Here is a 13,152-nt window from a genome sequence, read left to right as displayed (position 1 = left end):
TAAAAGTCTTATTCAGATAAAAATCTGATTTAGATGAAGTACCCCATGTTATCACTTGATAGCATGGGTTTTTTTATGCAAAGTATTTGATAGATGCTTTTCGCTTTGATTTGAATCGGGGTTATCGGTTGAAAACCAGTAATGGCTACCCAATATAAGCAGGCACCTTAACATTGGCCAAAGTGCCTTTACGATCAACATTCATCATTGTTCTTACCCGTTTCTAAGTATTCGAAGCGGGTGAATGCTTCATTCTCACTTTCTATAGATAATAGGTTGTATGCTGTGCAAATATCTTATTCAGACTGGCTAACGCCGCAATTCGTATATATTACTCTTAGCGCTGTGGTAGCAGTTTTAATTTGGATAGAAGGGGAGATGCTCAAACAGACCGACGGTAAACTGCCTCAATCTAAATTCTTCAAAGTCAGTTCATTGTTAGATACTCTATGGTTCTTCATATCAGTGGTGATTTTATACGTTATTGATTTGACCCCATTAGCTATCGCAGTGCCTGCAGCATATGGCATATACACGACCTTTGGTTGGATATATGGTACCAAGCTACTGAAGCGCAAAGGCATCCCTGACTCTCCTAAAGATTTGGTCATTCCAGCCAAGTATATTGCCTATAGTCAGTCATTTTCATTGGTATTTTTTGCGTTATGTTTGCTCGTATTGAGTTCAGCATGGCTACCAACATCGTCATTGCAATGATTGATATTCCAACCTATCATCATCTATGTCGACTTATTTAATTAGTGGTTTACTGATGAAGTTGTAGTACATCTATAAATAAAAACTATTTCATATCAATAAGATATGGGTAAGATCACTATCGATGTTAACTTGCAACAATGGTTAGTATTTATTTACAAAAATCAGCAATTTAGACTGTTCCTACCATGGAAAACTGTTATAATCAGACTGTACTCAAGATATTTGAGGCAAAAAATCCAAATTTTCTTTAAGATTATTTAGCATTTTTGGCCGCCGCATTTAGCAGAAAATATTAGGGTATATATCAATTAATCGGTGATGACACAAGTCTCGCCAACAGTTAAAGAGTCAGGAAAATTTATGTCAGATAAAGTTGAAGGCACTGTAAAGTGGTTTAATGAAGCTAAAGGTTTTGGTTTTATCGCTCAAGACAACGGCGGACAAGACGTATTCGCTCACTACAGCGCTATCCAAGGTAACGGTTTCAAAACTCTAGCCGAAGGCCAAAAAGTGTCTTTCATCTTAGGTGATGGCAAAAAAGGCCCACAAGCTGAGCAAATCGAAGCTATCTAATCTCATTTATTATTAGGCTAACTGCTTGCCAGTAAACTTAATGACAATAAGATTATCAATACGCATTGATTACTTTGTTTGTTAAAACAATAAAAATACTGTATCGACTTTAAAAAGAAGCAACCTCTTATCAGGTTGCTTTTTTTATGGGGCTTTTTTGGTATGACAAAGTGCTGCTAAGGTAAAGTGCTATTGATTTTGACGGTTAACATCATCAGGTAATAACGAACAATAATTTAATAAAGATGAGATAGATAAGGTTATATTATGAAGTGGGAGAATTGGCTTTCAATTGACTGGCAACAGGTGCTCGGGATTTCTTTATCCGCTATAGGCTTTTATGTAGGGCTGATGTTGTTTACTCGATTGATGGGTTTACGCAGTTTTTCCAAGTTATCAAGCCATGATTTTGCGATGACGGTTGGTATTGGTAGTATATTGGCGTCGACGGTATTGTCAGATAAACCCTCTCTATTTCAAGGATTGTTTGCTGTTGCAGTATTATTCTTGATTCAGGGCGTTATTTCAGTTATCAGGCGCAAAATAAAACTGCTCAAAGCTTTGATAGATAATCAAGCTATTATCCTAATGGCTCATGGTGAATATTTAGAAGATAACTTAAAAGAGGCCAATCTTAGCACTAGTGATGTTCAGGAAGTGCTGCGTAAAAATGGTATCAAAGCGAAAACAGAAGTGTTTGCAGTGATTATGGAGACGACAGGTGATATGAGTGTTATCAAGAACAATGATGTCGAACCTGACTGGTCTTTATTTGACGATATACGAGATAGCGAATTATTAATCGGTTCTAGTAAGAATGGTAAGTCGCAGGTCTAGCTTGCCTAACTATTCTTAACTGTTAACTTGAAAGAGATAAATAATAACAAAATATTAAGTAAAGCTAAGGCTTAGAATGCTATAAAGGGTATGAGTATTTTGAGCTGCTGAACAATGAAAATCATGAAATGATGCGCTTATAGACTATTTATTATAGAGTGTTGACAAATTTATGACGCATTATTCACGGCGTTGTCTTGACCTTATGTGCCTGCTGACGCAAGATACATAGGTCTGATAATAACGGTTGGCTTAGCTTTAGCAGATTTCATTAGTAAGAGATACAATGCTAATATGCTCTTAGATATTGGCTCATCTTTCTTAGTTAACTATATTCTGTTGATGTAGTAATAACCTTGAGCAGTATTTTGAACGACAATTTGAACCACAACGAACCTTTGGTTCTTAACTGACAATTTTTAATTCATAACATTAATAAACGAGGAACGTATGAAAGCATTAGTAGCGGTCAAGCGTGTCATTGATTATAACGTAAAAGTTCGTGTAAAAGCCGACAACTCTGGCGTTGACTTATCAAACACTAAAATGTCAATCAACCCTTTTGATGAAATCGCAGTAGAAGAAGCGGTTCGCCTAAAAGAAGCTGGCGTCATTGATGAGATCATTGTTGCTTCAATCGGTCCAAAAGAATCACAAGAGCAGATTCGTGCAGCTTTAGCACTAGGTGCTGACCGTGGTGTATTGGTAGTAAGTGACGAAAAGCCATATCCATTACAAGTTGCTAAGATCTTAAAGAGCATCGCTGAAGCTGAAAGCACTGATATCATCTTATTAGGTAAGCAAGCGATTGATGATGACAACAACCAAACGGGCCAGATGCTAGCGGCATTGATGGGTATCGGTCAGGGTACGTTTGCATCAGAAGTGAAGGTTGAAGGCGACAAAGTAAACGTAACACGTGAAATCGATGGTGGCCTACAAACTGTTGCTCTTGATTTGCCAGCAGTCATCACGACTGATCTACGTTTGAATGAGCCACGTTATGCTAAATTGCCTAACATCATGAAAGCGAAGAAAAAGCCACTTGATGAGAAAACGCCAGCAGATTTCGGTGTTGATATGACATCTAAGCAAGAGATTATTAAAGTCGTGCCACCTGCTGACCGTAAAGCTGGTATTACAGTAGGGTCAGTTGATGAGTTGGTCGATAAGCTAAGAAACGAAGCAAAAGTCATTTAATGTTTTAATGATTGGATACTTCGCTACGGCATATCCTGTACAAGGCTGTGAATTTGACTGCTTTATTTCATACTAAACGATAGTTGGTCAAATAGCTTTGTACACAAACAACCGCATGAATAGATAATACGAATATATAAAGGACTAAAACCATGGCAATTTTGGTATATGCAGAACATGACAATGCCAGTCTAAAAAAGGCAACTTTAAACACGATCGCTGCTGCTAAACAAATGGGTGATGATATCCATGTATTGGTTGCTGGTAGTGGTAGTCAAGCTGTTGCTGATGAAGCGGCAAAAGCAGAAGGTGTGACTAAAGTACTATTGGCTGACAATGCTGCTTATGAGCATCAATTGGCAGGCAACGTGGCGCTATTGGTTGCTGATATCGCTGGTGAGTACAGCCATATCCTAGCGGCTGCGACCACGACTGGCAAAAACTTTATGCCACGCGTTGCTGCGTTACTTGACGTCAGCATGCTGTCTGAAATCTCAGGTGTGGTAGATGCGCAAACGTTTGAGCGTCCTATCTATGCAGGTAATGCGACAGCGACAGTAAAAACAACAGAAGACAAAGTAGTACTAACAGTACGTACCACTGCGTTTGATCCAGTGGCTAGCGAAGGCGGTTCAGCTACTGTTGAAACTATCGACAATGTACAAGAAACTGGCAAAGCTAGTTTCGTTAACGAAGAGATGGCTAAGTCTGATCGTCCAGAATTGACCTCAGCTGGTATCGTTGTTTCTGGTGGTCGTGCCTTGGCAAATGGTGAAAACTTCACCAAGTACATTGAGCCATTGGCTGACAAGCTAGGCGCTGCTGTTGGTGCATCACGTGCTGCTGTTGACGCAGGATATGTACCAAACGATATGCAGGTCGGTCAAACGGGTAAAATCGTTGCACCGCAGCTATATATCGCAGCTGGCATCTCAGGCGCGATTCAGCATTTGGCTGGTATGAAAGATTCTAAAGTCATCGTTGCTATCAACAATGACCCAGAAGCACCTATCGCTAGCGTTGCTGACTACTTCTTAGAAGCTGATTTGTTCGAAGCATTGCCTGAGCTTACTAGCAAGGTTTAATATATAGTCACAGAACTACTAAACGGCTACGGCGTTACCCTCCTTAGATGTACTACTTGTACAATCTGCAGTCGGCTGCCTTGTATCCGTTTTAGACTTCTTTGACTATATCAGTAGTAGACAGATAATAAAAAACCCACTATTAAATGATAGTGGGTTTTTTTATGCTTGATAAATTAGGCTTTAATAACAGTTATAAATGCATGCTAAGAGTATTGTCTTTGGCGTAAGGTCTCATACAGACATAAAGACCCTGCAATCGCTACATTTAAGCTCTCTTGACCATTTGGCTGCGGTAAAGCGATAGGCGTGGCACATTGCATCAAATCGTCGCTAACGCCTTGGCCTTCGTGACCCATAATCCATGCCACAGGCGCAGATAAATCGTGCTCGTAAATGATAGTATCTGTATGTGAGCTAGTCGCCAAAAGCGGCACTTGTACGTGATCTAAAATATTTTGCGTACTCAAGCCCTCATAGATAGTCAGGGCAAACTGTGCACCCATACCTGCTCGTAGCGTTTTGGGAGACCACGCTTGAGCAGTCGCACTGGTACATAAGATATTGCGGATACCAACGGCTGCAGCTGTGCGTAGTAGCGTACCAACATTCCCACTATCCTGCACGTCGTTCAAGATTAAGGAGTCTTCATCGATCATCGATAGACTAGGCGTTGGTACTTTGATTATCGCCATGATATCGATGCCAGTACCCAAGCTACGAATACTTTCATAAAGTGCGTCTGACAAAGTAAAAATAGGCGTATAAGTGGGCAGGCGAGTCAATACCTGCTGAACTTCAGGGTGACTACGCGCTGATTCAGATAGTAGTATCTGAGCAAAAGGATAGTCACTACGTAGCGCAGCATCTATCAAATGGACGCCTTCTATGACTGTCTGACCGTTCTTCTTACGCTGGCGTGCTTGGGACAACAGTGCTTTTACAAGCTTCACTGTTGTGTTCTTATCTGAGGTAATCAGCTCGGTGGGATTTAATACCATAGTGGATCGCTTAGAGAAGGGTAAAGGAGTCGTTTAGATAACTAGCACAATGTTTATCATTGATTTAGCATTCTGCTGGCTGTTCTTAACAGGTGCGGCAATCAATTATTTTTCAGAATAATTGACGTGTAAATCTTTCACGTAATTGACTTCGTTTTTGCTACCGAGTACCACAGGAACACGCTGATGAATATCAGTCGGTTCGATATCTAAGATACGATTGACGGCGTCTGTTGCGCCGCCACCCGCGCGCTCAATCAATAAGCTCATTGGGTTGGCTTCATACATCAGGCGTAGTTTACCCGCTTTATGAGCATATTTGGTATCAAACGGATAAGTGAACAGACCACCTCGGCATAAAATACGATGGACGTCACCGACCATGGCGGCTACCCAACGCGTATTAAAATCGCGTCCACGTACGCCTGTCTCGCCAGCGATGAGCTCGTCGATGTACTGTTGCATCGGGGCGCGCCAGTAGCGATAGTTTGAGCTATTGATAGCATACTCGCTCGTATCGGCATCGATTTGAACATTGTCTTCTATCAGCACATAGTCAGAAGTCTCTGGATCTAGGCTAAACATCACAACTTTATCAGCGACGGTTAACGCTAGGACAGTAGAGGTACCATATAGCAGATAACCGGCTGCTAGCTGTTTGTTACCTGCCTGTAGATAGTCGCTGTTTTCACTGGTTTGACCTTGACGTTCATACGGTAAGATAGAAAAAATCGTACCTACAGCCATATTGATATCGATATTTGATGAGCCATCTAATGGGTCAAACAGAACTAATAGACTACCATCGTCATTAGCAGGGGTCGCGTCATCGAGCTCTTCTGAAGCAACGCCTGCACAGTGCGTGTTTTTTGCCAATGCATCTAGCAATAAGTCATTGGCCAGTACGTCGAGCTTTTTCTGATCTTCGCCTTGGACGTTTTGGTTACCTGCTTCGCCCAAGATGTCTGCCAGAGCGCCTTTTCTGAGCAGTTGTGAAATCGTCTTACCGACATCAGTGACAGTGGTAATCACGTCGTTAAGTGCAGGGCTAGTAGCATGTTGGTTTAGATAGTCTGCTAAGGTCGTCATAAGGCTTCCTAATAAATAGTATGGAAAGTAAAAGAACGGATAGGTGTCAAAGTAAAGAAGTAGGTGGCATTTAGCACACCTGAAATAGGTAAATTCTTAAATAGCTAATACGGCATCTTTGTCCCGACCATAAAATCGGCTACACTATATCTATTGTTATTCATTTATAGTTTTGTCAGAATTATTCTCTATGAGAATACAGCATGTCTACTCACGCTTTCTGATTGTCTGCTGAGGCTATTTTTTGGTCGAATTTGATTACGGTAAATTGTAGCAAATAAGCGTCAAAATGTCCTTTGTATCTATGCCTATCAGTGATAAATGATCGAACAAAGATGAATAAGTGATTACTATAGACTCATATAAACCCACAATAAAGACTCGCCATTATGTCAAATTCTATCGATAGTAGCGCTACACAACCAGTCTCACCGACTGATTATGCAAAATTTGATCCCAATACGATTCATCAAAGGCTCAATACTTCACTAAGTCGTCCGCAGCTCAACACTGATGGCAGTATCCGGCATTTCTTAGGTGTTGAAGGTCTTAACAAAGCACAGCTCAAAGCTATTATCGCAAAAGCAGAGACTTTCTTTGATGAAAACGGACAGTTAATTAATCGTCCTGAGTTAGACGGCTATACGGTCATGAATTTGTTCTTTGAACCATCGACTCGTACACGGACGACATTCGAGGTGGCAGAAAAACGTTTGGGTGCCAATGTACTCAATATCGATATCGAACGTTCTAGTACCAAAAAAGGCGAGAGTCTGCGCGATACGTTGTGGAATCTACAGGCAATGACCGCGGATATCTTTGTAGTACGCCATTCAGCATCAGGTGCCGCGCATTTTATGGCGACAGAAGTGACGCCTGATATCGCTATTATCAATGGCGGTGATGGCTGGCATGCGCATCCCACTCAAGGAATGCTCGACATGTTGACCATTCACCGTGAAGCGCCGCGCCCGTTTGAAGAGCTGTCTATCGCAATCGTTGGTGATATTAAGCACTCACGCGTGGCACGCTCTGATATCAGTGCATTGCAAACACTAGGTGTGACAGACATCCGTGTTTGTGCGCCGCGCACTTTACTGCCCAAAGGTATCGAGCGTTTTGGCGTGCAAGTATATGAAAACATGGACGAGTGTGTCACCGACTGTGATGTGATCATGGGATTAAGAATACAAAATGAGCGTATCGGCTCGCCGCTTTTGGCATCATCCAATGAGTATTACAAGCATTATGGTATTACGCCAGAGCGAGTCGCTCTTGCCAAACCTGATGCATTAGTCATGCATCCAGGTCCAATGAATCGCGGTGTTGAGATTGCCTCTAGTGTGGCTGATGGCGCACAATCCGTTATCTTAAAGCAGGTAAATAACGGCATTGCTATTCGCATGGCGGTCTTGTCACTTGCGATGGAAGGTCAACGTGCTCATCAAGCGGCTGGCAAGTAATAGCCTGCCGCGCGACTTATTCTCATTTATTTCATTTTATTGATACGGTAATAACGTTATGTCTACCATGCTTAATACGGATGCACCCATTCTTGACCATTTACCAAAAGCATTTAAAGATGCATTGCCGCAAACTGCAACAGAAAAACTATCTACACTCGATTCTGACCGTGAGATGTGGTTATTACCACCACTAGTAGATCTATGCGCGCGTTTGCGTGAGCCAGGCCAGCAGCAACACGGTACGCTAAAATCAGAAGGCAGCGCTGCTCGTGGTAATGGATTTTTGCATGTGGTGACGCCACCTGATACCAATCCTATTTTAGAAAACGGCTCACTCTTAAAAGGCTTACGTGAGCGCGCCCTGAGTGATGGCGGGATTTACTTGCATATTTTGGGTGCATTGACCACAGGGTTAGAGGGCGAACGACCATCTAATATCGCAGGGCTTAAAAAGGGCGGCTGTATTGCGGTATCTAATGCGCGTAGACCTTTTCGTAATGACTTAGTATTGCTACGTACACTAGAATACGCGGCGACTTTTGGTATGAAAGTATTCTTTTATCCTGACGAGCCAAGTCTGTCTGGAGATGGCGTGGCACATGAGGGCTATATTGCTTCTTATCATGGTCTACAAGGGATTCCTTGGATTGCAGAAACGGTTGCACTGTCTACGCAGCTACTGATGGTTGAAGAGACTGGAATCGCTGCTCATTTTAGCCAGTTGTCATGTAAGTCTTCCATCGAGCTCATGCGCTGGGCAAAAGACAAAGGTCTGCCTGTTACGTGCGATGTTGCGATGCATCAGCTTTATCTAACTGATGACAATCTTGAAGGCTTTAATGCTCAGGCGTACGTGTTGCCACCGCTACGTAGTAATACGGATCAGCAGGCAATCCGCCGTGGATTAAAGGATGGCACTATCGATGCTATCTGTAGTCATCACGAGCCACTGAATAGTACCGCCAAAAAAGCACCATTTGCTGAAAGTACGCCAGGTATCTCAAACTTTGATACGTTTATGGCGCTAGCTTGTCAGCTGGTAAATGACGAGGTATTAACACTCTCGCAACTGGTAGACAAAATCTGCCTAAATCCTGCAAAAATCGCAGGTATTAGTGAGCAGTATGAAGCTATCGGCGGTGCAGTATTGGTCGATCCTAACCTTGAGTGGCAAGTAACCGCGCAATCGATGCTATCGAGTGGTAAGAACACGCCGTTTTTCAATCAGCAGTTGCAAGGACGTGTTGTGGAGACATTCTTTGGCTAATTTGCCCCGACAGGATGACCGTCTGCCGCCATCCTCGAAGGATAAAGGGGGTACCATGAATGGTCAGCAAGAAAAATCGCTCAGTACGGCGAGCGAGTCTATCAAAGCGGTGGCCATTTATGAGGTAGTGAAAGGTGTTGGTGCGTTACTAGGAGCAGGGGCATTATGGTGGTGGCATACCAATCTTGAGCATTGGCTGACGACTGCAACGGTTACTTGGCAGCGCAGCTTCGGCCATATGCTTGCCCCGCAAATCGATAGTGCCGTACGTATTGCTCAGCAAGCAAGTAAAAACTGGCCGATGTTTTTATTATTGATATTTGCATATGCCAGTTTGCGCTTTCTCGAAGCTTACGGCTTATGGCATGACAAAACATGGGCGTATTGGTTTGGGGTACTAGGCTACGGGGTATTTATTCCTATAGAAATCTACTATCTGATCGTTAGCCCGTTTGACTGGTTTAAGCTTGGGATACTGGTTTCTAATCTGCTTATTATTATTGTGGTTTATCGTAATATGAAACGAAAGGGCTTGATATAGCATTTAAATTTAAGTTAAAAAATCCAGCATAAGATACTTGTCTTACGCTGGATTTTTTGTGCCTGCTATATTTTTGGCTTATACGTCTACTGTTTTTTCATCCGTACGAATGCTTTTAGCGACTTTTCCAACGCTTAAACCTTGTACCAAGATAGAGAAAATCACCACCGCATAAGTGAGTGCCAATAAAATCTCTCGTTCAGCCCCGATTGGTAGCTGTAATACTAACGCAACTGAGATACCTCCGCGTAAACCGCCCCATGTTAGGACTTTCCATGCGCCCGTAGGCAGATCAAGCTGACGATGAAAGGTTTTTGTCGTCATACCAACCACAATAAATCGAGCAATCAGCGCAATCAAAATCGTCAAACCGCTCGCGATAAATAAATTGCCTGAATAAGCAATCATGACCACTTCTAGACCGATGAGCACAAACAAAATGGCGTTTAAAATCTCATCAATCAATTCCCAGAACAAATCAATATAGTGCCGTGTCTTATCACTCATGGCTAGCTCGCGACCTCGATTACCGACCATCAGACCCATCATGACCATGGCGAGTGGCCCTGATAAGTGCCAATGACTGGCCAGCGCGTAGCCACCGATGACACCTGCTAATGTTAATAGCACTTCTTCTTGATAGCTATCAATACTTTTGAGTAAGTAATACAAAATCGCACCAAGTACCAGTCCGAATACAACGCCGCCACCAGCTTCAACCGCTAATGTATGTGCGACATAGTTGGCAGTAGGAATATCACCGCTAGATAAAATCCCTAGTAATAAAACGAAGATGACCACGCCGATACCATCATTGAACAATGACTCGCCAGCGATGACGGTCTCGATACTTTTTGGAGCGCCTGCTGATGAGAGAATGCCCATGACAGCAATAGGATCGGTAGGGGAGATAAGCGCACCAAATAACAGGCACCAAAGAAACGGTAAGCCGAAACCGAATAGCGGCAGCATAAAGTAAATCGCGGTCGCAATGAGCATCGCCGATATGATCGTACCAAGTCCAGCAAGGATGCCGATAGGTAGCTTGTAGCGTCTTAAATCACCAATATTGACGTGTAATGCGCCTGCGAATAGCAACATTGATAGCATACCGTCTAAGAGCACTTCGGTAAAATCAAGTTGCTCCAATAAACTGACTTCGTAATCAATCAGCTGATCAAACCCTAAGAAGCCCAAAAATATCGCACCGATTGACAGTAAGATAGAGATGACCATGACACCGATAGTGGTCGGCAAACCAATAAAACGGTGATTAATATAAGTTAACGAAGCAGTAATCGACAAAAATATGGCGCTGATTTCTAGGATGGTAAGACTGGTTGCAGATGCCATAAAAAGTAGGTCTCATATGAATATAAAAAGTATCTAAAGCGCAGGGCTTATAGGGATGTTATAAGTGTTGTTAGCTCTAGGGGTTGTGATTATAAGTAATGTGTTTATAAAGACTGATATTGCCATCTATTTAAACAGTTCATTGGTTATATCATTAACTAGACTGTGTCTGTAACGCTTGACGAATATCCGCTTCAAACTCACTCACATAATTAAAATGCTTGTGCTGCGCATCGTTATCAAGGATAAATTGCTTGGCTTGTTCGCACATAGCGACCAAGTCATCGACCAGTTCTTGATAATTTAAATTCTCTTCACCAGCGCGCTGAATCAGATGCAATTCATGTAATAGCGTTTGCTGCTGTGCGCTGTTTACCCGTGCATAGTTCAGATTGACCATTGCCTGACATAGTGCTTTTAAGACCATGAGGTCAGCAGCTGCATAACGACGTATCTCACCAAGTGACACATTGATAAAGTCAGAAATCTTTGGGATATGAGTCACTAGTGCCAATATGGCCAGTCGCTTCTGTTTGATAGTATTTTCAGAGCTATCGTTAGTGTCTGACTGTGGTATGTGAAAATGATAAGGGCTTGGTGGCTGACGACGCATCATAATACTCAGACAGCTGGTTAGAGATTGGACGCAATTGACAGCAGTCTTTGGATCATTGATACCAGGGGATAACGCGCGTACAGCAATCTCCGTCATCTGACCTAAGCTATAGGCAATGTCGTTAGAGTGCGCCAATCGTTGCTCAAGTCGTAGACAACCTGCCAGACGTTGCCAAAACAGTCCATCAGGCGCTCTCGGTATCACGGCCAGATGCGGAGTTGCTGTCTTTTGGTGATTATTTGAATGAGATGCAGGCCGCTGATAAAAGTAACCAATGACGTTTTTGTCAGTGACGTAATTACCGAGGTTGACATGCATCTGTACCACGCCACCATAATCTTGTGACAGCGCAATCAATGACTCAAGATAAATCTGCTGTAGATAACCTGAATTTGGTGAATAAATAGGCATAGCAGGCCAGTTTTGGAACTGCTCGATATCATGGTGCTCAGCATCGCGTTGATGTTGAATATCACAATGATCGTTATACCAATAGTAAATGTTTGCAATTGCATCGTTGCTAGCATTTTGAATGACGTGTGATGCTTGAATGGCATGCACCATATGCTGTACAAAATAAACTAACAACAGCGCACAGATAATCGCCATGATAATGGCAAAAGTCACTGCCAATTGCGGTACACCAAAAGCTACGTCAGACTTATGGATAGACTTTAGTACCAGTAAGCTATAGCTAAATGTACCAATAAAAGCGCCAAGGACAAACTGGTTTGGAGTGTCGGTCAAAAAGTTACGTAGCAGTCTTGGGCCAAATTGTGAAGAGGCCATCGACAGGACAGCGATTGTAATCGAAAATGTCGTACCTGCCACGCCCAGTACCGCACCAGCGATAGCTGTCATAATCGCGCGCGCCGCTTCGTCATCACCAGTAAAGGCAAAGGAGATCTCTTTTACCGTTTCACGATCAAAATGCTGATCAATCGCGACTAGCAAAGGAGCAAGCAAAATACCCACGATGACACAAGCGGTTGGAATAAACCAATAAGAGCCGATCAACTCCTGCCACAAGTTTCTTAAACGATCGGGCAGGTCAGCCAATGTCTGTAACGACCAAAGCTGCGAAAACGCCTTCATTCTCTGCACTGAAAATAAGAGTAGTCGCTTAAAAAAGCCATTTTGAGGGTGTTTGTCCAATGTTCGCGCTCCAAAAATGACTGACGAGATCGTATATAGTGAATCTATTTTAAAACAGGTATCGTCCTACAGCGATTCATTGTCCTTGCTTGCTGCGTCTACACCCTATAGCCGGTACAAAATAAAATGGTGATACATTTAAGCGTAACGCTGGAGTAATCTTTTGACTATTTATTACCTTATCATATAAATAATAACGATGAAAAATTTAGTAAAAATAAGCCCCTATCATAGGAGCTTATTTTTACC

At 42.6% G+C, this 13,152-nt stretch carries 12 protein-coding genes; 8 read left to right on the top strand and 4 right to left on the bottom strand.

Features of this window, described 5'->3' with window-relative positions; genetic code table 11:
• Positions 1-285 precede the first annotated feature (285 nt).
• The 5 genes from CXF61_RS11050 to CXF61_RS11030 all read left to right on the top strand — a co-directional run bounded on the left by CXF61_RS11050 (position 286) and on the right by CXF61_RS11030 (position 4,415).
• Positions 286-717: a hypothetical protein gene (locus CXF61_RS11050; RefSeq protein WP_165598246.1), complete on the top strand. Its 432-nt coding sequence runs from the start codon at positions 286-288 to the stop codon at positions 715-717.
• Positions 718-1,080: 363 nt separating this feature from the next.
• Positions 1,081-1,293: a cold-shock protein gene (locus CXF61_RS11045; RefSeq protein WP_057758834.1), complete on the top strand. Its 213-nt coding sequence runs from the start codon at positions 1,081-1,083 to the stop codon at positions 1,291-1,293.
• 267 nt (positions 1,294-1,560) lie between these two features.
• Positions 1,561-2,130 carry a DUF421 domain-containing protein gene (locus CXF61_RS11040; protein WP_165598245.1) on the top strand — a complete coding sequence of 190 codons (570 nt, stop codon included), beginning with the start codon at positions 1,561-1,563 and terminating at the stop codon, positions 2,128-2,130.
• A 450-nt stretch (positions 2,131-2,580) separates the two neighbouring features.
• Positions 2,581-3,330, top strand: a complete 750-nt coding sequence (locus CXF61_RS11035) for an electron transfer flavoprotein subunit beta/FixA family protein (protein WP_057758837.1) — start codon at positions 2,581-2,583, stop codon at positions 3,328-3,330.
• A 152-nt stretch (positions 3,331-3,482) separates the two neighbouring features.
• On the top strand, positions 3,483-4,415 hold the full coding sequence (locus CXF61_RS11030) for an electron transfer flavoprotein subunit alpha/FixB family protein (RefSeq protein ID WP_165598244.1): 933 nt from the start codon (positions 3,483-3,485) through the stop codon (positions 4,413-4,415).
• Between the two features lie 206 nt (positions 4,416-4,621).
• Here the strand turns inward: CXF61_RS11030 and CXF61_RS11025 are convergent, their stop codons facing one another.
• Complete coding sequence (locus tag CXF61_RS11025) at positions 4,622-5,416, bottom strand: TrmH family RNA methyltransferase (RefSeq protein WP_165598243.1); 795 nt, start codon at positions 5,414-5,416, stop codon at positions 4,622-4,624.
• A gap of 105 nt (positions 5,417-5,521) precedes the next feature.
• Positions 5,522-6,505: a class 1 fructose-bisphosphatase gene (locus CXF61_RS11020; RefSeq protein WP_165598242.1), complete on the bottom strand. Its 984-nt coding sequence runs from the start codon at positions 6,503-6,505 to the stop codon at positions 5,522-5,524.
• 389 nt (positions 6,506-6,894) lie between these two features.
• Between CXF61_RS11020 and CXF61_RS11015 the strand changes: the two genes are divergently transcribed.
• From CXF61_RS11015 to CXF61_RS11005, 3 genes are read left to right on the top strand one after another with little or no spacing between them, the layout of a single operon-like run.
• Positions 6,895-7,968, top strand: coding sequence for an aspartate carbamoyltransferase catalytic subunit (locus CXF61_RS11015; RefSeq protein WP_101204850.1), 1,074 nt, complete (start codon positions 6,895-6,897; stop codon positions 7,966-7,968).
• Positions 7,969-8,026: 58 nt separating this feature from the next.
• Positions 8,027-9,238 carry a dihydroorotase gene (locus CXF61_RS11010; RefSeq protein ID WP_179799546.1) on the top strand — a complete coding sequence of 404 codons (1,212 nt, stop codon included), beginning with the start codon at positions 8,027-8,029 and terminating at the stop codon, positions 9,236-9,238.
• Between the two features lie 55 nt (positions 9,239-9,293).
• Positions 9,294-9,779 carry a DUF2127 domain-containing protein gene (locus tag CXF61_RS11005; protein ID WP_179799561.1) on the top strand — a complete coding sequence of 162 codons (486 nt, stop codon included), beginning with the start codon at positions 9,294-9,296 and terminating at the stop codon, positions 9,777-9,779.
• A 78-nt stretch (positions 9,780-9,857) separates the two neighbouring features.
• Here CXF61_RS11005 and CXF61_RS11000 read toward each other — a convergent pair whose 3' ends face one another.
• Together CXF61_RS11000 and CXF61_RS10995 are read right to left on the bottom strand one after the other, a co-directional pair.
• Positions 9,858-11,132, bottom strand: coding sequence for a cation:proton antiporter (locus CXF61_RS11000; protein WP_160022600.1), 1,275 nt, complete (start codon positions 11,130-11,132; stop codon positions 9,858-9,860).
• A gap of 154 nt (positions 11,133-11,286) precedes the next feature.
• Positions 11,287-12,843 carry a DUF2254 domain-containing protein gene (locus CXF61_RS10995; RefSeq protein WP_165598240.1) on the bottom strand — a complete coding sequence of 519 codons (1,557 nt, stop codon included), beginning with the start codon at positions 12,841-12,843 and terminating at the stop codon, positions 11,287-11,289.
• Positions 12,844-13,152 lie beyond the last annotated feature (309 nt).

Source organism: Psychrobacter sp. 4Dc (assembly GCF_002836715.1).
Lineage (GTDB): Bacteria > Pseudomonadota > Gammaproteobacteria > Pseudomonadales > Moraxellaceae > Psychrobacter.
Note: the sequence above shows the minus strand (reverse complement) of the source record. Positions and strands in the feature narration are given on the sequence as shown.

Excerpts from the sequence above, each read along its gene's own strand:
- CXF61_RS11045 (WP_057758834.1), top strand. The coding sequence starts at position 1,081 with ATGTCAGATAAAGTTGAAGGCACTGTAAAGTGGTTTAATGAAGCTAAA.
- CXF61_RS11040 (WP_165598245.1), top strand. The coding sequence starts at position 1,561 with ATGAAGTGGGAGAATTGGCTTTCAATTGACTGGCAACAGGTGCTCGGG.
- CXF61_RS11035 (WP_057758837.1), top strand. The coding sequence starts at position 2,581 with ATGAAAGCATTAGTAGCGGTCAAGCGTGTCATTGATTATAACGTAAAA.
- CXF61_RS11030 (WP_165598244.1), top strand. The coding sequence starts at position 3,483 with ATGGCAATTTTGGTATATGCAGAACATGACAATGCCAGTCTAAAAAAG.
- CXF61_RS11025 (WP_165598243.1), bottom strand. The coding sequence starts at position 5,416 with ATGGTATTAAATCCCACCGAGCTGATTACCTCAGATAAGAACACAACA.
- CXF61_RS11020 (WP_165598242.1), bottom strand. The coding sequence starts at position 6,505 with ATGACGACCTTAGCAGACTATCTAAACCAACATGCTACTAGCCCTGCA.
- CXF61_RS11015 (WP_101204850.1), top strand. The coding sequence starts at position 6,895 with ATGTCAAATTCTATCGATAGTAGCGCTACACAACCAGTCTCACCGACT.
- CXF61_RS11010 (WP_179799546.1), top strand. The coding sequence starts at position 8,027 with ATGTCTACCATGCTTAATACGGATGCACCCATTCTTGACCATTTACCA.
- CXF61_RS11005 (WP_179799561.1), top strand. The coding sequence starts at position 9,294 with ATGAATGGTCAGCAAGAAAAATCGCTCAGTACGGCGAGCGAGTCTATC.
- CXF61_RS11000 (WP_160022600.1), bottom strand. The coding sequence starts at position 11,132 with ATGGCATCTGCAACCAGTCTTACCATCCTAGAAATCAGCGCCATATTT.
- CXF61_RS10995 (WP_165598240.1), bottom strand. The coding sequence starts at position 12,843 with ATGAAGGCGTTTTCGCAGCTTTGGTCGTTACAGACATTGGCTGACCTG.